At 69.4% G+C, this 21,558-nt stretch carries 20 protein-coding genes and 1 pseudogene; 8 read left to right on the top strand and 13 right to left on the bottom strand.

Annotation, left to right across the window (positions count from 1 at the left end):
* Positions 1-6 precede the first annotated feature (6 nt).
* From JDV09_RS04555 to JDV09_RS04545, 3 genes are all read left to right on the top strand, one after another.
* Positions 7-1,038, top strand: a complete 1,032-nt coding sequence (locus JDV09_RS04555; RefSeq protein WP_221367931.1) for an NAD-dependent epimerase/dehydratase family protein — start codon at positions 7-9, stop codon at positions 1,036-1,038.
* Positions 1,035-1,955 carry a TIGR03619 family F420-dependent LLM class oxidoreductase gene (locus JDV09_RS04550; protein WP_221367930.1) on the top strand — a complete coding sequence of 307 codons (921 nt, stop codon included), beginning with the start codon at positions 1,035-1,037 and terminating at the stop codon, positions 1,953-1,955. The genes JDV09_RS04555 and JDV09_RS04550 overlap by 4 nt, the downstream gene beginning before the upstream one ends.
* 65 nt (positions 1,956-2,020) lie before the next feature.
* Complete coding sequence (locus tag JDV09_RS04545; protein ID WP_221367929.1) at positions 2,021-2,800, top strand: DUF1542 domain-containing protein; 780 nt, start codon at positions 2,021-2,023, stop codon at positions 2,798-2,800.
* A gap of 113 nt (positions 2,801-2,913) precedes the next feature.
* Here JDV09_RS04545 and JDV09_RS04540 read toward each other — a convergent pair whose 3' ends face one another.
* From JDV09_RS04540 to JDV09_RS04515, 6 genes and pseudogenes are all read right to left on the bottom strand, one after another.
* Complete coding sequence (locus JDV09_RS04540) at positions 2,914-3,729, bottom strand: Fpg/Nei family DNA glycosylase (protein ID WP_221367928.1); 816 nt, start codon at positions 3,727-3,729, stop codon at positions 2,914-2,916.
* A 3-nt stretch (positions 3,730-3,732) separates the two neighbouring features.
* A complete protein-coding gene (locus JDV09_RS04535) occupies positions 3,733-4,206 on the bottom strand; it encodes a ribose-5-phosphate isomerase (RefSeq protein WP_221367927.1) in 474 nt (157 codons plus the stop codon).
* Between the two features lie 101 nt (positions 4,207-4,307).
* A pseudogene (locus tag JDV09_RS04530) lies at positions 4,308-4,412 on the bottom strand (isopenicillin N synthase family dioxygenase); the annotation flags it as partial.
* Positions 4,413-4,448: 36 nt separating this feature from the next.
* Positions 4,449-4,892: a nucleoside deaminase gene (locus tag JDV09_RS04525; protein WP_221367926.1), complete on the bottom strand. Its 444-nt coding sequence runs from the start codon at positions 4,890-4,892 to the stop codon at positions 4,449-4,451.
* Positions 4,893-5,035: 143 nt separating this feature from the next.
* Positions 5,036-5,287, bottom strand: a complete 252-nt coding sequence (locus JDV09_RS04520) for a fibronectin-binding protein (RefSeq protein WP_221367925.1) — start codon at positions 5,285-5,287, stop codon at positions 5,036-5,038.
* A gap of 67 nt (positions 5,288-5,354) precedes the next feature.
* The gene (locus tag JDV09_RS04515; RefSeq protein ID WP_304619420.1) at positions 5,355-5,963 is read right to left on the bottom strand and encodes a mycothiol-dependent nitroreductase Rv2466c family protein; all 609 of its coding nucleotides are present in this window, start codon (positions 5,961-5,963) and stop codon (positions 5,355-5,357) included.
* 120 nt (positions 5,964-6,083) lie between these two features.
* Between JDV09_RS04515 and pepN the strand changes: the two genes are divergently transcribed.
* Together pepN and JDV09_RS04505 are read left to right on the top strand one after the other, a co-directional pair.
* Positions 6,084-8,669, top strand: coding sequence for an aminopeptidase N (gene pepN / locus JDV09_RS04510; protein WP_221367923.1), 2,586 nt, complete (start codon positions 6,084-6,086; stop codon positions 8,667-8,669).
* A 95-nt stretch (positions 8,670-8,764) separates the two neighbouring features.
* On the top strand, positions 8,765-9,112 hold the full coding sequence (locus JDV09_RS04505) for an HNH endonuclease (RefSeq protein ID WP_221367922.1): 348 nt from the start codon (positions 8,765-8,767) through the stop codon (positions 9,110-9,112).
* 4 nt (positions 9,113-9,116) lie between these two features.
* Here JDV09_RS04505 and JDV09_RS04500 read toward each other — a convergent pair whose 3' ends face one another.
* Genes JDV09_RS04500 through JDV09_RS04485 form a run of 4 tightly spaced genes read right to left on the bottom strand, consistent with a single transcriptional unit; the run spans position 9,117 to position 11,005 of the window.
* Positions 9,117-9,572 carry a hypothetical protein gene (locus JDV09_RS04500; RefSeq protein ID WP_221367921.1) on the bottom strand — a complete coding sequence of 152 codons (456 nt, stop codon included), beginning with the start codon at positions 9,570-9,572 and terminating at the stop codon, positions 9,117-9,119.
* A gap of 48 nt (positions 9,573-9,620) precedes the next feature.
* Entirely contained in the window at positions 9,621-10,097 is a 477-nt protein-coding gene (locus JDV09_RS04495) for a DUF5130 domain-containing protein (protein WP_221367920.1), read from the bottom strand.
* The gene (gene ctaJ, locus JDV09_RS04490) at positions 10,084-10,302 is read right to left on the bottom strand and encodes an aa3-type cytochrome oxidase subunit CtaJ (protein ID WP_221368214.1); all 219 of its coding nucleotides are present in this window, start codon (positions 10,300-10,302) and stop codon (positions 10,084-10,086) included. The genes JDV09_RS04495 and ctaJ overlap by 14 nt, the downstream gene beginning before the upstream one ends.
* Before the next feature lie 40 nt (positions 10,303-10,342).
* Positions 10,343-11,005 (bottom strand): HNH endonuclease, encoded by a 663-nt coding sequence (locus JDV09_RS04485; RefSeq protein ID WP_221367919.1) that lies wholly within the window; start codon positions 11,003-11,005, stop codon positions 10,343-10,345.
* 228 nt (positions 11,006-11,233) lie between these two features.
* Between JDV09_RS04485 and JDV09_RS04480 the strand changes: the two genes are divergently transcribed.
* From JDV09_RS04480 to JDV09_RS04470, 3 genes are all read left to right on the top strand, one after another.
* Positions 11,234-12,382: a catalase family protein gene (locus JDV09_RS04480; protein WP_221367918.1), complete on the top strand. Its 1,149-nt coding sequence runs from the start codon at positions 11,234-11,236 to the stop codon at positions 12,380-12,382.
* A gap of 78 nt (positions 12,383-12,460) precedes the next feature.
* Complete coding sequence (locus JDV09_RS04475) at positions 12,461-15,055, top strand: helix-turn-helix transcriptional regulator (protein ID WP_221367917.1); 2,595 nt, start codon at positions 12,461-12,463, stop codon at positions 15,053-15,055.
* Between the two features lie 48 nt (positions 15,056-15,103).
* Positions 15,104-15,517 (top strand): globin, encoded by a 414-nt coding sequence (locus JDV09_RS04470; protein ID WP_221367916.1) that lies wholly within the window; start codon positions 15,104-15,106, stop codon positions 15,515-15,517.
* A 6-nt stretch (positions 15,518-15,523) separates the two neighbouring features.
* Here the strand turns inward: JDV09_RS04470 and JDV09_RS04465 are convergent, their stop codons facing one another.
* The 3 genes from JDV09_RS04465 to JDV09_RS04455 are packed head-to-tail and all read right to left on the bottom strand — an operon-like array spanning position 15,524 to position 21,494.
* Positions 15,524-16,213 (bottom strand): DUF8185 domain-containing protein, encoded by a 690-nt coding sequence (locus tag JDV09_RS04465; RefSeq protein ID WP_372452839.1) that lies wholly within the window; start codon positions 16,211-16,213, stop codon positions 15,524-15,526.
* Positions 16,210-16,572 (bottom strand): acyl-CoA thioesterase, encoded by a 363-nt coding sequence (locus tag JDV09_RS04460; RefSeq protein WP_372452850.1) that lies wholly within the window; start codon positions 16,570-16,572, stop codon positions 16,210-16,212. The genes JDV09_RS04465 and JDV09_RS04460 overlap by 4 nt, the downstream gene beginning before the upstream one ends.
* 53 nt (positions 16,573-16,625) lie before the next feature.
* Positions 16,626-21,494 carry an NAD-glutamate dehydrogenase gene (locus JDV09_RS04455; protein ID WP_221367914.1) on the bottom strand — a complete coding sequence of 1,623 codons (4,869 nt, stop codon included), beginning with the start codon at positions 21,492-21,494 and terminating at the stop codon, positions 16,626-16,628.
* Positions 21,495-21,558: the final 64 nt, after the last annotated feature.

Raw genomic sequence — 21,558 nt, 5'->3', positions numbered from 1 at the left:
CATCACATGAAGGTGCTGGTGACCGGGGGAACCGGGTTCACCGGTTCGCACACCGCGGTAGCGCTGGCTGCCCGCGGTCACGATGTGCGGCTGATGGTGCGCGACCCGGCGAAGGTGGATCGGGTCTTCTCGGCACACAACTTTTCGCCCACCGACATCGTCGTCGGCGACATGACCGATGCCGATGCGGTCGATGCGGCGCTGGCCGGGTGCGACGGGGTCGTGCACACCGCGGCACTGGTCGACCTGCGTCGCGCGGCGGCCGGCGTCGTCGAAGAGACCAACCAACGCGGTGTCGAGGTAGTCGTCGGCACCGCCGCCCGGCGCGGGCTGGACAGCATCGTGCACGTCTCCAGCCTCGCGGTGTTCTTCACACCGGGCGGGCCGCCGCTGTCCCCGCTGCTGCCCATCGCGCCCGGGGCCACCGCCTACAGCCGGTCCAAAGCGACGGCGGAGCGGTATGTGCGTCGCCTCCAGGAGCAGGGCGTACCGATCCGGATCAGCTATCCGGCCGGCATCGTCGGCCCCGACGACCCCGGCCCTAGTGCACTCAACAATGGGCTGATCGCGTACATGCGCGGCGGCTGGTTGCTGACGTCCAGCGGCCTGCAATGTGTCGACGTGCGCGACCTGGCCACCCTGCACGCCACGCTCCTCGAGTTGCCCGCCGGGCCACACCGGTATTCCGCGGCGACCGAGATGCTGACGTGGCCCGAGTTCCACGACATGTGCTGCGAGCTGACCGGTCTCCGGTTACGGCGGATTCCCGTGCCCGGTCCGGTGCTGCGCGCCGCCGGCACGATCGGCGACGTGGTGAAGCGCTTCCACGACTTCGACTTCCCGCTGACCAGGGACGCGATGGAGGTCACCACCCGTTGGCCGGGCGCAGACACCGCCCGCACCACCGCGGAGTTGGGAGTCGTGTTCCGGGACCGCGCCGACACGTTCCGCGACACGCTGCAATGGATGTACCGGGCCGGACATCTGTCCGCCGAGCAGGTCGGAAAGCTCGCCACCACCAGGGAGGTCGGTCCGTGAGATTCGTGTTGAACATGCCGCACACGATGGAGCTGAAGGCTCTCACTCAGCCATGGGAACTGTCGGTCAGCGGAGCGGACCAGGCGGTCGTGGCCCGCCGGGCAGAGGAGCTCGGCTACGACATGCTGGCAGTACCGGAGCATTTCGTCGTCCCGCACACCCACGTCGAGCTCTCCGGCGCACACTACTTCCACTCGACGGTCGCGCAGGCCTTCATCGCCGGTGCCACCACGACCATCGCGGTCAACTCGTGTGTGACGCTGCTCCCGCTGCAGCATCCGATCGTCACAGCCAAGGCCCTGGCAACCGCCGACTGGATGAGCGGTGGGCGCATCATGGTCACCTTCGGGGTCGGCTGGGACGCAGAGGAATTCGAGGCGCTGGGCGTCCCATTCCAGGAGCGTGGCCGGATGGCCGACGAGTACCTGGCGGCCATCATCGAGCTGTGGACCAACGAGTCGCCACGGTTCGAGGGGCGCTACGTCGCGTTCGACAACCTCGCCTTCGGGCCCAAGCCGGTCCAGAAGCCGCACCCGCCGATATGGATCGGCGGCGACGCGAACCCCGCCCTGCGGCGCGCCGCGCGGTTCGCCTCGGGGTGGATTCCGTTCCTGACCCAGCCTGACGAGATCCCGGCGAAGATCGACTACATCAAGTCGCAGCCGACCTTCGACGGGCGCGCGTTCGAGGTCTGTTACGCCCTGGGCACCTCGCTGATCGGCGAGGGGCATGTCGTCGTCGACGACCCCACCCAGCAGCCCGGGATGAGCGCGGCCGAGATCATCGACCACCTGGGCCGGTTCGCAGAACTCGGCGTGACGATGACGTCGGTTCCGATTCCGCCGGTGACCGATGTCGGCGCCTACCTCGACCACGCCCAGTGGGTGATCGAGGAGATCAAGCCGCACGTGGCCTGAGCGGCGCGGGAGCCGCACCGGTTTGACCGGCAGGGTGTGTGGTTCCTGTCGGTACGCTGAAAGCCATGGAAGCCGTGTTGCTGATTCTGCTCCTGCTGGTCGTCGCGGTAATCGGCGTCGCCGTGTACGGGTCGTCCAAGGCGGTGGGGCGACGCACAGCGGCCTCGCTCGAGGATGCCAAGGCCGACGCACGCCGCGTGATCGAGCGACTCGGCGGGCAGGTGTTCGCGCTGACCGGCACCGATGACGCCGCCAAGCAGGCGCTGGCGGACGCCTCCGAGCGCTACACCGCAGCGTCCTCGCAGATCGACCAGGCCGGCTCACCGCGCCAGGCCGAGCTGGCCAAGGAAAGCGCGATGGAAGGTCTGTACTACGTGCGTGCCGCGCGTTTGGCGATGGGCATGGACCCGGGACCGGAGCTGGAATCGCTGTCGGGCCAGCGCACCGCGGGCACCGTCACCGAGGATCGCCGCATCGAGTTCGAAGGCCGCGAGATCGAAGCATCACCGACGCCGTCGCAGCGCACCCCGAACTACTACCCGGGCGGCCGGGTGGCGGGTAGGCCCGTCCCGGCCGGCTGGTACTCCGAGCCGTGGTGGAAGCCCGCACTGGTGGCCGGCGCCTGGGGTGTCGGTTCGGCCCTGCTGTTCAGCACGATGTTCTCCGGGATGGCCGGCGTCGGGTACGACGCGCAGGCGTTCGAGAACGGGTACGGCGACGGGTTCTCCGACGGCCTGGCCGCGGGTCAGGACGGCGGCGGCTGGGACTCCGGCGGCGAGTGGGGCGGCGGCGACTGGGGTGGCGGCGACTTCGGCGGCGGCGACTTCGGCGGCTTCGACTTCTAGCCCCTCGACTTCTAGCCCCTCGACTTCTAGCCCCTCGCGTTGAGGCTGCAGTCAGGGAGGTCGCCACTCGCACTTTCCCACCCTGAGTGCAGTTTCAACGCAACGGTCGGGAGCTACAGCCGGCCGCCCTGACAGGCCGGGCACCAGAACAGGTTTCGGCCTTCGAGCTCGGTGGTCCGGACAGGTGTTCTGCACACCCGGCACGGCTCGCCGGCCCGCCGGTAGACGTAGGTGCGCGGCCTGCCCGGCCGGTACGACGGCGCACCGCGATCGTGCTCGGGCTCCACCACGACGATCTTGCCCCGACGCACCCCGACGTTCATCAGCGCGACGAGGTCGCGCCACATCGCGTCGAACTCGTCGACGGTGATCGCGGTGCCAGGCCGGAACGGGTCGATGCGGTGCCGGAACAACAGCTCGCTGCGGTAGACGTTGCCCACCCCGGCCATCACCGCCTGGTCCATCAGCAGCGCGCCGATAGACCTGCGCGACTTGCCGATCCGCCGCCACGCCAGTGCCGGGTCGGCGTCGGCGCGCAGCGGGTCGGGTCCGAGCCGGGCGACCACCTCGGCGATCTCTGGCTCGGCGATGACCTCGCAGACCGTCGGGCCACGCAGGTCGGTGCCGACCCCGGTACCCAACATCCGCATCCGCACCTGCCCGACCGGCGCGGGCGCGGCCCCGTCGTCGGGAACGGGCCACTCGGTGAACGTGCCGTACAGGCCGAGGTGCACGTGCACGACGTGCCCGCCGTCGTAGTGGTGGAACAGGTGCTTACCCCAGGCGCTGGCCTTGCGGAACACCCGGCCGTCGACCGCGGCGGCGCCGTCGGCGAAGCGCCCCTGCGGGCTGGACACCAGCACCGGCGCACGCCCGAACCGGCGTTGGTGCCGGCGCGCCAGCCGGTGCAGTGTGTGACCCTCGGGCACCGATCAGGCGCCGGGAACGGGCGGAGCGACGTGCGTCTTCTCGTACTCGGCGAGGATGTCGATGCGCCGCTGGTGACGCGGCGCCTCCGACCACGCCGTGCCCAGGAATGCGTCGACGATCGCCAGCGCCTCCTCGGTGCTGTGCATCCGGCCGCCGATGCCGATGAGCTGGGCGTTGTTGTGTTCACGGGCCAGTGATGCGGTTTCGGTGCTCCACGCCAGCGCGCAGCGCGCGCCGGGGACCTTGTTGGCCGCGATCTGTTCGCCGTTGCCGGACCCGCCGAGCACGATGCCCAGGCTGCCCGGGTCGGCGACGGTCCTCTCCGCCGCGGCGATGCAGAACGCCGGGTAGTCGTCCTCGGCGTCGTAGCTGAACGCACCGCAATCGACGGGCTCGTGCCCGCCGGCGATCAGGTGCTCGATGATGACCTGCTTGAGTTCGTATCCGGCGTGGTCGGACCCGAGGTAGACGCGCATGGCGCCCACCCTACTTCTCCCCCGGTTCCGCGAACGCGCGCGTCGGCACGCCGCCACGCCGCGCCGCGCGGCATTCTGCGCGCGCTCACCGGCGACGACGGTCAGCTCACAGTCATCGCGTCGAGTCGTTCCTTGATGAAGTCCGCCGACGTCACCCGCTCCGGGCCGCCGACCCGGCCGATCGGCGGGGCCAGCGGGGTGACCACCACGAAAGATCAGCGGTTGCCATCGCACTCATCACCTCACTCGCCGATGTCCTCTGCCCACAGATCGGGATTGGCCGCGATGAACTCGCGCATCATCGTCACGCACCGCTGATCGTCGAGAAGGGTCACCGCGGTTCCGTTCTCGGCGAGCCAGTCGTGGCCGCCGGTGAACGTCCGGCTCTCCCCGATCACCACCGAACCGATTTTGAACTGACGGACCAGCCCGCTGCAGTACCAGCAGGGCGAGAGCGTGGTGACCATGATCGTCGACCGGTAGCCACGCTGACGACCGGCGTTGCGGAACGCGTCGGTCTCGGCGTGGATCGACGGGTCGTCGAGTTGCACCCGCCGGTTGTGGCCGCGGCCCAGCAGCGTGCCGTCCGCGGAGAACAGCGCGGCGCCGATCGGGATGCCGCCCTCGGCCAACCCTTTTCGGGCCTCCTCGACGGCGACCTCGAGCATCTCCAGCGGTGCGGTCATACCGTGTCGGCGGCGATCTCGGAGCGGCGCAGCACGAGGTAGGTCCCTTCGGCGGTGGGTTCGGCCAGGGTCAGCGGATCATGGTCGCGCCGGGCTGGGGTCGCCCGCAACCCCAGTCAACAGTGCGGAAACCGCCGGCCGGGTCAGATGCACCCGTTGACGCACGGATCCACCGGCGGGCGGGACTCCGGCGGCAACGCGTTCGGATCCGTGGGCAGCTGCGTGGTCAGGTCCACGTCGCCGTCGAGATCGGGCGCGGTCGGGATGAACGGGCACAGGAAGCTGACGGCCACGGTGCAGGGGTTGTCCCCGGGCTGGGCCGCAGCGGTCGGGGCCAGCGCACCGCCCAGCGCCAGCACGGCGCCCACCACCGGCAAAACCCGCCTCAGTCGCACGTCCGCACCTCCCGGCCGCGAGCCTACCCGCGCCCGCCCGGTCGGAGGGCCGATCGGGGCGCCCCGGTCAGTCGAAGCTCAGGGGCTCGGTGCGGGTGCGCTTGAGCTCCCAGAAATGCGGATAGGACGCGAGCGTGACCGACGCGTCCCACAGCTCGCCGGCCTGCTCGCCACGGGGGATCCGGGACAGCACCGGGCCGAAGAAGGCCACGCCGTTGACGTGGATCGTCGGGGTCCCGACGTCCTTTCCGACCGCATCCATGCCGGCGTGGTGGCTGTCCCGCAGCGCCTGGTCGTAGAACGTGGAGGTGGCCGCCTCGGCGAGTTCGGCGGGCAGCCCGACCTCGTCGAGCGACTCCCTGATCACCTGATCGAAGTCCGTGTTCCCCTGATTGTGGATCCGGGTACCCATCGCGGTGTACAGCGGAGCGAGGATCTCGGGACCCTTGGCCTGCTCGGCGGCGATTGCCACACGCACCGGACCCCAGGCCTTCGTCATCATCTCGAGGTACTCCCCGGGCAGATCCCGGCCCTCGTTGAGCACCGCCAGGCTCATCACGTGGAAGTTGGCCTCGATGTCGCGCACCTTCTCGACCTCGAGGATCCACCTGGAGGTGATCCAGCACCACGGGCACAGCGGGTCGAACCAGAAATCGGCGCGCGATTTCGCGGGCAGGTCGCCGGGCAGGTCGGTCATATCAGTCCTCTCTTCGTGGTCCGGGGACGGCAGACGTCCATTCGGCACAACTGCCCGCGGCCGTCGGCTCTTCCCGGGTTGAGGCTAATGTTGACGGGCGTGGCCCTTCCTAACCTGACCCGTGACCAGGCAGCCGAGCGCGCGGCGCTCGTCACGGTGGACAGCTATCGCATCGCGCTGGATCTGACCGACGGCGCGGGCAAGCCCGGCGAGCCGACGTTCCGTTCGGTGACCACCGTCGAGTTCGACGCCCTCGCCGGAGCCGACACCTTCATCGATCTGGCCGCCGACACCGTCCGCAGCGCGACGCTCAACGGTGTCCCGATCGACGTGTCCGGCTATGACGAGTCGACCGGGATCCCGCTGATCGGCCTCGCCGCCCACAACGTGGTCGTCGTCGACGCGGATTGCCGCTACTCGAACACCGGCGAGGGCCTGCACCGCTTCGTCGACCCCGTCGACGACGAGGTCTACCTGTATTCGCAGTTCGAAACCGCCGACGCCAAGCGGATGTTCGCCTGCTTCGACCAGCCGGACCTCAAGGCCGCGTTCGACGTCACCGTCACCGCCCCCGCGCACTGGGAGGTGATCTCCAACGGCGCCACGATCAGCGCCGAAGACGACGGGCCCGCCAAGAAGCACATCTTCGCGGCCACCCCACGGATGAGCACCTACCTGGTGGCACTCATCGCCGGGCCCTACGCCCGCTGGGACGACACGTACTCCGACGACCACAGCGACATCCCGCTGGGCATCTTCTGCCGCAAGTCGCTGGCCGAGTTCATGGACGCCGAGCGCCTGTTCACCGAGACCAAGCAGGGTTTCGGCTTTTATCACGCCAACTTCGGCGCGCCGTATGCATTCGGCAAGTACGACCAGCTGTTCGTCCCGGAGTTCAACGCGGGCGCGATGGAGAACGCCGGCGCGGTGACCTTCCTCGAGGACTACGTCTTCCGGTCGAAGGTCACCCGCTACTCCTATGAGCGGCGCGCCGAGACGGTGCTGCACGAGATGGCGCACATGTGGTTCGGCGACCTGGTCACCATGCAGTGGTGGGACGACCTGTGGCTCAACGAGTCCTTCGCGACGTTCGCCTCGGTGCTGTGCCAGGCCGAGGCGACCGAGTACACCCAGGCCTGGACGACGTTCGCCAACGTCGAGAAGTCCTGGGCCTACCGGCAGGATCAGCTGCCGTCCACCCACCCGGTGGCCGCCGACATCCCGGACCTGCACGCGGTGGAGGTGAACTTCGACGGCATCACCTACGCCAAGGGTGCCAGCGTGCTCAAGCAGCTGGTCGCCTATGTCGGTCTGGACGCGTTCCTGGCCGGGCTGCGGGACTACTTCCGGGACCACGCCTTCGGCAACGCCACCTTCGGCGATCTGCTGGGCGCGTTGGAGAAGTCGTCGGGTCGCGACCTGTCGGGCTGGGGCAGGCAGTGGCTCAAGACCACCGGGCTGAACACCATGCGGGCCGATTTCGATGTCGACGCCGACGGGAGGTTCACCCGTTTCGTCATCGACCAGGGCGGCGCCAAGCCGGGTGCCGGCGAGACCCGGGTGCACCGGCTGGCCGTCGGCATCTACGACGACGATGCGACGGGCAAGTTGGTCCGGGTGCACCGCGAGGAGCTCGACGTCGACGGCCCGGTCACCGATGTTCCTGCACTGCAAGGTATTTCACGCGGTAAGTTGATCATGGTCAACGACGACGACCTGACCTATTGCTCGCTGCGGCTGGATCCCGAGTCGTTGCAGACCCTGCTGACCCGGATCGGCGACATCGCCGACCCGCTGCCCCGCACGCTGGCCTGGTCGGCGGCCTGGGAGATGACCCGCGACGCCGAGCTGCGGGCCCGTGACTTCGTGGCGCTGGTGATGAGCGGCCTGCATGCCGAATCGGAAGTCGGTGTGGCCCAACGGCTGCTGCTGCAGGCGCAAACCGCCCTGGGGTCCTACGCCGATCCCGGGTGGGCGGCCGAGAACGGCTGGCCGGCGTTCGGCGATGCACTGCTCGACCTGGCCCGAGACGCGGCCCCGGGATCGGATCACCAGCTGGCGTTCGTCAACGCGCTGTGCACGTCGGTGCTCTCCCCCAACCACATCGCGGTGCTGTCGACGCTGCTGGACAACGAGCCCGCGGCGGTGAACATGGCCGGCCTGGTGATCGATACCGACCTGCGCTGGCGGGTCGTCACCGCGCTGGCCCGCGCCGGTGTGATCGACGCCGACGGCGCCGAGACGCCGATGATCGACACCGAGGCCGCGGCCGATCGCACGGCGGCCGGGCGGCGGCACGCCGCGGCAGCGGCGGCGGCACGCCCGCAGGCCGCGGTCAAGGACGGGGCGTGGGAGCAGGTCGTCGAGGACGACACCCTGGCCAACATCACCGCCCGCGCCATCATCGGCGGGTTCGTCCAGCCCGGGCAGGGCGAGCTGCTCGCGCCGTTCCGGGACCGGTATTTCCACGCGATCCCCGGGGTTTGGGCGCGGCGCTCGAGCGAGGTGGCCCAGACCGTGGTCATCGGGCTCTACCCGTCCTGGGACATCAGCCAGGCGGCGCTGGACGCCGCCGACCGGTTCCTGTCCGACCCCGAGGTGCCCCCGGCCCTGCGCAGGCTGGTGCTGGAGGGCCGCGCCGGCGTGGAGCGGTCCCTGCGGGCCCGCGCCTTCGACGCCGGCTAGCTTCGCCGAGCGCGCGGGTCTGCACGCGACACGCCGCGTCCGGTCGCACGGTCGCGCACGCTCGTCGCCGGTGAGCGTGCCTATACTCACCGGCCATGCCGGCCAGGAACACCCGCCGGGCCCGGGCCGCGCGTCGGCGCAAGCGCCGGGTCGACAGCGTCGTCAACGACCTCACCGACCGGCAGTGGGCGGCGATCAAGGCGGCGTGGAACGGCTGCGCCTACTGCGGCTCGGCCGACGGCGTCCTGCAGCGCGACTGCGTGATGGCGATCTCCCGGGGCGGGCGGTACACGCTCGACAACGTCGTGCCCGCCTGCGCGGCATGCAACGCCAGCAAGTGCAACGACGAGGTGACCGGCTGGCTGCGGCGCAAGCGGCTCGACGAACGCCGCTTCCTCGAGCGCTACGTGCGGATCCGAGCCGAGCTCGCCGCCGGCGGGTAGTACCTCACGGACCCGTGGGTGCGTCGGGGCACAATTCGCCGAGCGCGGCGGTGCTGGCGCTGATCGACGCGCCGACCTGCTGCACCTCCACATCGGCGCCCGGCGGCGCCGGGCTTCCGGGCCCGCGGTCGGCCGCCGCCCTGTGCAGTTCGGCGTAGCGATCAGCCTGGTCGGCCCACTCGCCGAGGTGCTCCCTGATCACCGGGTCCGTCACGGAGCCGGCCGCGTCACGCAATTTGCCCGCCGCCTCGGCCTGCCGCTCGGCCACCGTGCGGTACGCATCGGGCTGCCCGGCGCCGTTGATCAACAATCCGATGACGATCTGCGACGTCGTGTTCCACTGGCGAGCCGCGTCGTCGACGATCACGCAGTCGGTCTCCCGGGCGCTCGGCCCGGAATGGGACCGGACCCACAGCGCGGCGACGACCACCACCGCGACCAGCACGGCGGCACCGCCCACCCACATCCAGGTTCGTCGGCGCGGGCCTGCGGACATCGCGGCGCGGAATCAGGCCGGTGACACGCCCGCCGAGAGCACCCGCACAGCGCTGATCAGCCCGTCGATCAGGTTGCCCTCCTTGAAGGAGGCGGCCGCCGCCGACACCCCCAACGGGGCGGCTTCCTCGATTCCGCGGCCCTTGACCTCCGACCCGTAGACCACCTCGATGGCCTTCTGGTTCGGGGACACCGCCAGCAGCACGGCATTGTCCGGGGTGGGCACCTTGGCCAGGATTTCACGGGCACCCGCAGCGGTGTCGGCACCGAGATCACCGATGAACACCGCGAAGCGCGCACCGGCCTCGCGCGACCCGTACTTCAGCGCGTTGTCGAGCACCACCAGGTCCATGGTCGGGAACGGGTAGTGCACCGACAGCACGCCCGGCGGGGCGACCTTGGAGATCCGTCCGCTGGACGTGACCGCAGCCCCGTAGGGCAGCTCGGCCAGGTCGCCGGATGCAATGGTCGAAACCTCACCACTTGCCACTTGCGCCACCTCCCACAGTCAGGTGTGAACCGTGTCCGCCGTGACCGTGATCGGCCGGCTCGTCGGCCGCCCACAGGATCGGATCGTGCGTCCACTCCTCCGACATGTCGTACGTCGCCGGATGCGGCCCCTTCTTGGTGAAGATGAACAGAGACAGGATCGCCGCCAGAGCCAGCGGAATCAGCACGAAGCTCGCGTGCAACATCGCAGTAGTGCTCACGCGAGAACCCTAAACCACACAGCGCTCAGGCCGCGCCCTCACCCAGATATCTGACCCAGGCCGGATCGAGTTCCTTCACACTCGACAGCAGCCGCCAGTGCTGGCCCTTCGGCGGAAGCGGTGTGGTGTGCAGCGCCCAGCCCAGCTCAGTGAGCAGGTGGTCGGCCTTGCGGTGGTTGCACGGCGAGCAGGCCGCCACGCAGTTCTCCCACGAGTGGTCCCCGCCGCGGCTGCGCGGGACGACGTGGTCGACGGTGTCGGCCTTGGACCCGCAGTATGCGCAGCGGAACCGGTCGCGATGCATCAGCGCCGCGCGGGTCATCGGGATCCTGGCCCGGTAGGGCACCCGGACGTAGGTCCGCAGCCGGATCACCGAGGGCACCACGATCGCCCGGCTCGCCGAGTGGATCACCGGACCCATCGGGTCGTCGTGCACGACGTCCGCCTTGCCGCACATCAGCATGATCACCGCGCGCCGCATCGGCAGCGCGGTGAGGGGCTCGTAGGTCGAGTTGAGCAGCAGCACCCGGCGGCGGCCCCAGATGGAGGGTTCCGGGCCGGTGACGGGCAGTGTCTCGACGCCCTGGACGCTGTGCAATGCACGCGCGGCGGTACTCGTGGTCGGGCCGGTTGAGCCCGTCGCGGTCCGGTGGTGCCGGTGGCCGCGACCGTTCTTGCGCTGCGCCATACGTCCTCCGACCGACAGTTCACCATGAATCCCCCCCGATCGCACGGCAATTCTGGTCGTGTTCGCTGGTCAGTCCAATGAACATCTCGTGACCGGGTCTGGTCGCCACCGGTCACCGGCGGACCGCGGACAGCAGACCGACCGGTATGCCGACCGGACTCGACACGCGTGAAAAACAGGTAGTCGACTACCTGTACCGGCCGAGCGGCGACGCTTCACACTTGTCACATGACTCACGGGGGAATCGTCACCAGCGGCTACCTGGAATACCGACCACATCTCGCCGAGGCACCCGAAGGCGAGGATGCACTCATCGAGAAGATGGTGCAGGACCTCGAGAAGAACAACCTGCACCAGTACACCCGCAGCGTGAACGATCCGAAGCTCTGGCGACACGACAAGCCGCACGCCATCCGCGACGCGCACGCCAAGAGCCACGGCATCCTCTACGGCGAGCTGACCGTGCTGCCGGACCTGGATCCCGCCCTCAGGCAGGGCATGTTCGCCGAACCGGGCCGGACCTATGAGGTGATCGCACGGATCTCCAGCACGTCCGGCGCCATCCGGTCCGATCAGGTCAGGGGCGTGCGCGGTCTCGGGCTCAAGGTCCTCGGGGTCGAGGGCGAGCGGGTCGACAAGGAGCGCTTCCCGGAGAACCAGGATTTCGTCTTCGTCACCGAGCCCGCGTTCCTGTTCAAAGACGCGGAGGACTACGCCCACGGCGGGATGCGGACCGCCAAGGCCCTCTCCCACACCCCGGACTGGGGAATGATGACGCTGAACCGGCTGCTGCGGGCGGTGCGCCGGGCGGTCGAGTCGGTGGGCGGGACGTTGCCGCCCAAGCTGCGGGTGTTCGCCGACCCCAACCGGCACGTGCTGGGCCAGCCGTTCTACACCGCCGCACCGATCCGGTACGGACAGTTCGTGGCAAAGCTGAGCGTGACACCGAAATCCGATTCGGTGCGGGCGCTGGCGAATACGACGATCGACCCACACGGCAGCCAAGCGCTCACCGACGCCGTGACGGGGTTCTTCGCCAGCAACTCCGCCGAGTACACGGTGTCCGTCCAATTGTGCACCAACACAACGGACATGCCGATCGAAGATGCCACGAAGGAGTGGCCGGAGGACCTGTCCCCCTACCGGCCGGTGGCGACGATCGTCTACCCGCAGCAAACCGCATACAGCGATGCGCTAAGGGATTTCGGCGACGACGTCCTCACCATCAACTCGTGGCGGGCGATCGAGGAGCACATTCCGCTCGGTTCGATCAACCGGCTCAAGCTAAGGGTCTACGAGGCTTCCAGCGACTTCCGGCACAAACTCAACTGCGTCGAACGCTTCGAGCCGACCGACCTGACGAGCATGCCGGGGTGAGATCCGATGACCGTGTCCGCTGCTCACGCACGGTATCTGGGTCGAATTGACCGGTTCGGCGAACTACACTCCTCGGCTATGGCCCCCGGGTGGCACCTGCTGGATCGCCCCGCCGAATTCGGCGCAGTGCGATCGGCGCTGACGGGTGCCGACTCGTTCGGGGTGGTGCTGGTGGGTGCGGCGGGCGTCGGCAAGACCACGCTGGCCCGCTCCGTCACCGAATCCCTGCGTTCGCAGGTGCGCTGGGTGGCCTCGACCGAGTCGTCACGCAGCATCCCGCTCGGTGTCTTCGCCCACCTGATGGGCCACAGCACCTCCCGCGACGCCACCTCGCTCCTCGCATCTGCTCGGGAATCCCTTGTGTCGGAAGGCAACAGCATTGTCGGGGTCGACGATGCCCACCTACTCGACGAACTGTCGGCCACCCTGCTGCACCAGATCGCCGTCGACCAGGCCGGCCGCATTCTGGCGACGGTGCGCACCGGAGAGCCGGTACCCGACGCGGTGACGTCGCTGTGGAAGGACGGTTACCTGCGCCGCATCGAGCTGCAACCGTTCACCAAGGCGCAGAGCATCAAACTCGTCGAATCGGTGATCGGTGGTCGGCTCGAGGGGCTCTCGGCGGATCTGATGTGGGAATCCTCGGGTGGCAACCCGCTTTTCCTGCGGCACCTGGTGGAGGGCTCGATCGACGCGGGCACCCTGCGCCGGGTCGACGACGTATGGCAGCTGCGCGGGCCGACCGCGGTGCCGTCCGGGCTCGCCGCGCTGCTGGAGACCCGCCTGGAGCAGGCCGGCCCGGACGTGCTCAACGCACTCAAGCTGCTGGCGCTGTCCGAACCGCTCGACATCGACGCGCTGACCGAACTCGCCGGCGACGAGGTGGTCGACGAGGCCGAGTCGCGCGGCCTGATCCGGTTCCAGCAGGACGGCGCGTTCCTCAACGCGAGGTTCAGCCATCCGCTGGTCGGCGACGTGGTGCGGGGCAAGGTCGGGCGGGCCGCCGAGCGCCGCCTCAAAGGCCAGCTGGTGCAGATCCTCAACCGTCGCGAGCTGGACTCGGCCAGCAGCCGGATCCGGATGGCGCAGCTGTCGATCGACAGCGACCAGAGCCTCGACAACAGGCTGCTGATCGCCGCGGCCACCGACGCGATCTTCCTGTCGAATCTCCCGCTCGGGGAACGCCTGGCGCGGGCGGCCTTCGACCGGACCGGCACGCTGCAGTCGGCGGCGCTGCTGTCGCGTGCGCTGTTGTGGCAGGGCAAGCCCGCGGCCGCCGACGCCATCCTGGCCCGGTTCTCCCCCGGCGACCTGGACGAGCTGCAGCTGGTGCAGTGGGGCGTGCCGCGGGTGTCGACGCTGTTCTGGTCGATGGGCGACGTCAAACGCGCGCACGAGGTGCTCGACCTGGTGCGCAGCGAGGTCCAGCATCCGGCGCTGCGGCTCATCGTGGACGCGACCGCAGCGGCGATCGCCGTACACGAGAACCGGATCGAGGAGGGCATCTCGGCCGCACTGACGGTTCTCGCCGAACCGGAGGCACCCAAGCAGGCCGTCGAGTTCGCGGCCTTCGCCGCGGGCCTGGCCATGCCGGTCGCGGGTCGGGGCGACGAGTTCGAACCCATCGCCGCCCGATGCCGGGCGGAGCAGAAGACCACCGACGGCATGATCCGGGTGATGATCCGCTACTGCGACGTGCTCGCGTTGACCCAGACCGGCCAGCTCGATCTGGCCGACCGGCGGGCCCTCGACTACGCGCACTTCTCATCGGTCGGGCAGTTCCTGGCCTGGGCCATCGCCAAGATCATGGCCGGGGTGGTCGCGACCGCCCGCGGCAACTTCCCCGAGGTGGTGTCGTCCATCGAGCAGGCGCTGGCGGCGCTGGCGGCGGAGACCTCGCTGCCGTGGCAGCTGCCCGGCCGGCTGCTGCTGGCCCGCGCCTACGCCGCGCTGGGCCGGACCGGCGAGGCCGACCGGGTGCTCGCCGACGCCGCCGAACACTCCGGACCGTCGATGGCGCTGCACGAGCCGCAGCGGCTGATCTCCCAGTCCTGGAACGCCGCCGCCAAGGGGATGGAGCGCCGCGCCGCCGAGCTGGCCCGGGCGGCGGCCGACGTCGCATGCCGGTCCGGGCAGTATGCGATCGAGGCCGAGGCGCTGCACCACGCCACCAGGTTCGGCGACCGGACCACCGCCGGGCGGCTGGCCGAACTCACCGGCCTGGTCCACGGCAGCGTGGTCGGTCTGCTGGCTCGGCACGGGGCGGCGGTCGCCGCCGCCGATGCCGCCGCCCTCGACGGGCTGAGTGCCGAGTTCGAGTCCGCCGGGCTGTTGCTGTCGGCCGCCGACGCCGCCGCGGCGGCGGCCGCCGTGCACGACGCGGCCGGCGACCGGCGCGGGACCAACGACTCGGGGGCCACCGCGTTGCGCCTGGCCGAGGCCTGCGGCGGCGCCATCACACCGGCGATCAAGGCCGCGGCCCGCCCGCTGCCCCTGACCCCGCGCGAGCGCGAGATCGCCGAGTTGGTGGCGGCCGGACTGAGCAACCGCGAGATCGCCGAGCAGCTCGTGCTGTCGGTACGCACCGTGGAGGGCCACGTGTACCGCGCCTGTTTCAAGCTCGGGGTGGCCGACCGCGACGACCTGGCCAAGCTGGTCAAACGCAAGTCCTGAGCCACCACCGGTGGGACCTGCCCGGCCGATGGCCCACAATGGGTGACGATGGAAGCGCAGACCGAGCCCGCCGACACCCCGCAGTCGTTCTACGAGGCGGTGGGTGGCCACGCGACGTTCCGCCGGATCGTGTCTCGGTTCTACGAGCAGGTCCGCGAGGACGAGATCCTGCGGCCGCTCTATCCCGACGACGACCTCGAGGGCGCCGAGGAACGGCTGCGGATGTTCCTCGAACAGTACTGGGGCGGGCCGCGCACCTACTCCGATCAGCGCGGCCACCCTCGGCTGCGGATGCGTCACGCACCGTTCCGGATCGGGTTCCTCGAACGCGACGCGTGGCTGCGGTGCATGCACACCGCGGTCGCCGAGGTCGACCCACAGACGCTCGACGACGCCCACCGCCGGGAGCTGATCGCCTACCTCGAGATGGCGGCCCAGTCGATGGTCAACTCACCGTTCTGAGCGCGCTCAGCGCAGCACCAGCGCGGGGTCCCCACGCCTGCGGTAGACCGAACCGAACCGCGCATCGATACGCAGCCACGCCGGCATCGCCCGCACCCGGACCACCTCGTCGGCACTGACGGACTCCGGGTCGAACCGATCCGGGTCCTGCGCCTGGGACAGGAATCCCATTGCGGTCAAAGCGAACACACAGCGCATGGGGATGCCGACACTGTCCCCGCCGGCGGAGACCCCGATCACCTCCTGATCCAGCAGCGACGCCGGGGGGCCGTGCGCACCGGCGTGCTCCTTGGCCAGCACGGTGCCGCGCCGAGCCAGGTCGAGCATCACCCGGGCCGGCACATCGTCGAGGTGGGTGAACCCGGTGTCGGGTGGCAGCGCCCCACGCCAGGCCGAGTCCATCGAGAATCCGGGGTCGACGTAGCCGTCGCGGCCCATCGTCGCCAGCCCGGACAGCAAGCCGTCGGCGGCGGCACACAGGTCGCCGGGCCGCACCCGGCCGCCCACCACCCGGCTGGCCAGCACATCGAAACCCGTTGCCACCCAGGCCACGGTCATCCCGTCGGCGCGCTCCCGTAGCCGCACCACCGCCATGTCGTCCATGCGGTGGGCACGTTCGGCGAACGTGGACAGGTCGCTGCGGTGAGCGGCCAGGAACTCCGGGTCCAGCCACACCCCCCGTTCGGCGCCGCTCATCGCATCCAGCGCTGCAGATACTCTCGCTGCTTGCCCGAAAGTCGCTGCAGGCGTTGCTCTTCGATGTGCACAGCGGCAAGTTGGGTATCGGCGATCACCGCAGGCTTCGAGCCGAGCGCGGCCCCGACCGAGCGGACCTCGTAGCCCACCGTGAAGTCCACGGCCCGTACCCGTTTGGACCACATGGTGACCTGCAGCGGAGAGTCGACCAGCCGCAACTGGCTCTTGTAGAGGATGTTCACCTCGGCGATCAGCAGCCCGATCGTGGTGATGTCGTCGCCGAACGGCTCACGCAGGAACGGGATCCGGGCCTCCTCGAGGATGGTCACCATCGTCGCGTGGTTGATGTGCTGGTACATGTCGATGTCCGACCACCGCACATGCACCGGCGCGGTGAACCCGTGCTGATCCGTCACCCGGTTGATCCCGTTCCACTCGTCCTGGTCATGCTCCGGATCTGGCGAGCCGCCACCGACAGCGTCGCGATGTCGTGCTCACCGCTTTCGTAGAGCTCGCCGAGTGTGCGCCGGGCGCGGCCGACCCGGGAGCTGTTGGTCATCTCCCATTCGGCGATCTTCTCCTCGGCGGTCTCGTCGGGCTCGCCAACCGCCAGCACGTCGAAACACAAGGCCCGTAGCGAACCATAGATGTCGTCGCGAATCGCCAGCCGCGCCAACGAATGCCACCGATCGTCTCGAGACAGCCGGGACACCGCGGTGAGCAGACCGTCGGTACCCAGGTCGTCCATCAGCGCGAAATAGGTGTCGGCGACCTCGGCCGGATCGCGGTCCACGATGTCGGCGATGTCGATCACGTCGAGCAGGCTGAACTGGTAGAGCCCGGTTGCCACCAGGTACGCCAGGTCATCGGGCACCCCCTGGCTGCCGAACTCCCCCGCCTCGACGGCGACGATCGCCTTGTCGTCGCCGCGCAGCCATTCGGGCATCCGCGGGGTGAGGGCCGCGACCTTGTCGGCGAAGCGATTGATCTCGGCACCCACGGCCAACGGCTGCGGTCGGTAGTTGAGCAGCCAGCGTGCCGCGCGGTCGATGAGCCGGCGCAGATCCAGCGTCATCCGGTCGGTGACGGCGACCGACACCCCGGCAACTCCGGCGGCCCGGATGCCGCGCCACGTCTGTCCGAGACCGAAGATCGCGTCGGCGGCGGCATAGCTGCGCACCGCGTCGACAGCGGTGACACCGACGTCCTCGGTGACCCGGTAGGCGTAGGAGATCCCCGCCGTGTCGACGACGTCGTTGACCAGCATGGTGGTCACGATCTCCCGGCGAAGCTGGTGCGATCTGACGTCGGGCCCGAACTGCTCGCGCAGCACGGCCGGGAAGTAGGACGGCAGCCGGGCCGCGAACACCTCCTGGTCGGGCAGGTCGCCGCGCAGCAGGTCGTCTTTGAGGGCCAGTTTCACGTGGGCCATCAGGGTCGCCAGCTCCGGCGAGGTGAGACCGATACCGGCTTCGGCCCGGCGCAGAATCTCCTTCTCCGACGGCAGCGCCTCCAACTCCCGGTTCAAGCCACGGTCCCTGACCAGATCCGTGATCATTCTGGCGTGCACCCACAGCACGCTGGCCGCATTGGCCCGGCTGGTGCCCATCAGGTCGTTCTGGCTCTCGTTGTCGGCCAACACCAGCCGACCGACCTCGTCGGTCATCGACAGCAGCAGGTCGGTGCGGTCGTCGGCGCCGACCTTACCCGCGGTGACCAGCGAATCGATCAGGATCTTGATGTTGACCTCGTGGTCCGAGCAGTCCACGCCGGCGGAGTTGTCCAGCGCGTCGGTGTTGACCCGGCCGCCGATCAGATCGAACTCGACGCGCCCCAGTGAGGTCACACCGAGGTTGCCGCCCTCGCCGATCACCTTCGCCCGCACCTGATTTCCGTTGACCCGGATCGCATCGTTGGCGCGGTCCCCGACGTCGGCGTCGGCCTCGCTCTCGGCCTTGACATAGGTGCCGATGCCACCGTTGAACAGCAGGTCGGCGGGCGCCTTGAGGATCGACTTCATCAACGCCGGTGGCGTCAGCTCGGACACCGCATCGTCGATGCCGAGCGCGGCGCGCGCCTCGGGGCTGATCGGGATGGACTTCTGCTCGCGGCTGTAGACGCCGCCACCCCGGCTGATCAGCGTGGCGTCGTAGTCCTCCCAGCTGGACCGCGGCAGGTCGAACAGCCGCTGGCGTTCCCGCCACGAGGCGGCGGTGTCGGGGTCGGGGTCGATGAAGATGTGCCGGTGGTCGAAGGCCGCCAGCAGCCGGATATGCCGGGAGAGCAGCATCCCGTTGCCGAACACGTCGCCGCTCATGTCGCCGATCCCGACGACGGTGAAGTCCTCGGACTGGGTGTCCACACCCATCTCGCGGAAGTGGCGCTTCACCGACTCCCAGGCGCCCTTGGCGGTGATACCCATCGCCTTGTGGTCGTAGCCGACCGACCCGCCGGAGGCGAAGGCGTCGCCGAGCCAGAAGCCGTAGGAGTCGGCGACATCGTTGGCGATGTCGGAGAACGTCGCCGTGCCCTTGTCGGCGGCGACCACCAGGTAGGCGTCATCGCCGTCCCGACGCACCACATCGCGCGGTGCCAGCACCGCGCTGGAGGCCTTGTCGACGTTGTCGGTGACGTCGAGCAGGCCGGCGATGAACAGTCGGTAGCAGGCGACCCCCTCCTCACGGGTCGCATCGCGGTCGGCCGCGGCGTCCCCGGTCGGCGCGGGCGGCTGCTTGACCACGAATCCGCCCTTGGCGCCGACCGGTACGATCACCGCGTTCTTGACCGCCTGGGCCTTGACCAGGCCGAGGATCTCGGTTCGGAAGTCCTCCAGCCGGTCCGACCATCGCAGGCCACCGCGGGCCACGAAGCCGAACCGAAGGTGCACACCCTCCAGCCGCGGGGAGTACACGAAGATCTCGAACTTGGGTCGCGGCAGCGGCAGCTCGTTGATCAGCTCGGGGTTGAGCTTGAAAGAGAAGACGTTGCGCGCACGCGCCGAATCGGCCTGCGTGACGAAGTAGTTGGTGCGCAGGGTCGCCTCGATCATCGAGGCGATCGCGCGCAGCACCCGGTCGGTGTCGAGGCTGACCAGGGCGTCGATGTCGGCCGACACCGCCGCGGCGGCCGCGTGGGCGTCCCTGCGGTGAGACGTCGCATCGACGTGATCGGCCGGGCAGAACAGCGCCTCGAACAGGTCGACCAGCGACCGGGCGGTACCGGCATGGGTGTTCAGCACCGACGCGATGTGGGTCTGGCTGTAGGGGAAACCCGCCTGCTTGAGGTACCTGGCGTAGGCGCGCAACACGGCCACCTGCTGCCACGTCAGGTCGGCGCGCAACACCAGTTCGTTGAAGCGGTCGATCTCGGAGTGGCCGTGCCAGATCGCTGTGACGGCGTCGGCGAAGCGCTGGGCGCTGGCGTCGCGCTCCGGTCCGGCGGGCGCCTCGGGGATGCCGCGGTGCGGCGACACCTTGAACTGGTAGATCCACACCGGCAGCCCGTCGGGCCGGGTCACCGTGAACGGTCGCTCCTCGAGCACCACGACACCCATGGACTGCAGCATCGGAAGGAGCTGGCTCAGCGAGGCCGATTGTCCACCGAGATACCAGACGAGGTGGGACACCCCCGCCTCGTCGCTGTCGGAGAGCACCAGCTTGACCGAGTCGTCGTCGAGCTGCTCGATGATCGCGATGTCGGTCAGCGCGTGCAGCGGCGTGATCGCCTGTTTGTACTCCTCGGGAAACGCGGCCGCGTAGTGCTCGGCGGTGACCTGATCGATCGATCCCGTCTGAACCGCGCCGAGCAACCGGTCACCCCAGGTCCGGGCGGCCTCGGTGAGCAGATCCTGGATACGCGACTGGTTGAGCTCCGATACGTCGAGCTGGCCGGCACGTGCCCCCTCGGGCAGCTGGACGGTGAAGTGCACTACCGCCCAGGGGGATTCACTGACGCGCGCAGCGTAGTCGATGCTCGCGCCGCCGAGCTCACGGACCAGGATGTCCTGCATCTGCAGCCGTACCGCGGTGGTGTACCGATCGCGCGGCAGATACACCAGGCACGACACGAAATGGGCCAGCGGGTCGGCCCGCATGAACAGCAGCGTGCGTCGGCGCGCGCCGAGGTCGACGACCGCCATCGCCATGTCCAGCAGCGTCCTGGCGCTGAGCGCGAACAACTCCGAACGCGGAATGGTCTGGATGATGTCGAGCAGCAGCTGCCCGGGGTTGCTGGGGTCGCGATGCGCCATCGCCAGCGCGTCGTTGACGCGGCGGGAGATCAACGGGATGTCGAGCACGTTGGCGTTCATCGCCGCGACGGTGAACAGTCCGAGGAAGCGGTGCTCGACCGCCGCGTCGCTCTCGCCGGTGTGTTCCCGGACCACCACGATCTGCGGGTAGGCGCCGTAGCGCAGGAAACTCGGGACGGTCGCCTGCGCGAGCGCCAGGATCTCGTCCTTGTTGGTCAGCTGCGGCAGCACGTCCTCACGCAGGCGCAGCACACCGAGCCGGCTGGACGCGTCGATCGTCGCGTCGCCGGCGCGCACCGTGCAGCGCTGATAACCCAGCAGCACGTAGTGCCCGTCGGCCAGCCAGCGCAGCAGTGCCGCGACGTCCTTGCGGTCGGGGCTGGGGAAGAGCCGCCCGGTGTCGCTGTCGAGTTCGGCGGCCAGGGTGCGCAACGTGGCGGCCATGGCGGCCGAATCTATCGCCACCTGGCGCGCGTCGGCGAGCACCCGCGGCAGCAGTTCCTCGGCTTTTGCGATGGCACGCCGGTCCGCCGACGTGGACAACTGCACGTGCACCCAGGTTTCGTCGACGCCGTCGGTGAAGCCGGCTTCGGCGGCCGGGGCGATGTCGAGCAGCTCACCACCAGGCCCGCGCCGCACCCGGAACACCGGGTTCATGATGGCGGTGTAGGCCACGCCGAGCCGGTGTAGCAGCACGGTGACCGAATCCATCAGCAATGTCGCGTTGTCGGTCACGATCTGCAGGGCCGGCCCGAAGCCTGCGGGATCGTCGGCGCCGTAGACCGCCACCTGGGTGGTGCCCGGTGACCGCTGGCTCCCCAACCGGTACTGCGCCTCGACCAGCGCCACGTCGTCGGTCAGCACGTCCGAGCCCGGGCGGCTCACCGGACCGGTCACCGCCGCTTCTGCGCCGGGGGCTCCGCCGTGGGGTCCCCGGAAGGTTTCGAGGAAGGCGGGCACGAGCTGGTCGACGACCTCTGGGGTCGCTCCGCTGTCCTTTCGCCCGCCGATCGCACCTTGATTCAACGACATACGCCGCTCCTGACTCACCCGTGCGCACCGGCCGTCGTTGGCTGTAACCGGGCGCCCTGCGGTG

It is taken from the genome of Mycolicibacterium xanthum, assembly GCF_019710635.1.
Lineage (GTDB): Bacteria > Actinomycetota > Actinomycetes > Mycobacteriales > Mycobacteriaceae > Mycobacterium > Mycobacterium xanthum.
Note: the sequence above shows the minus strand (reverse complement) of the source record. Positions and strands in the feature narration are given on the sequence as shown.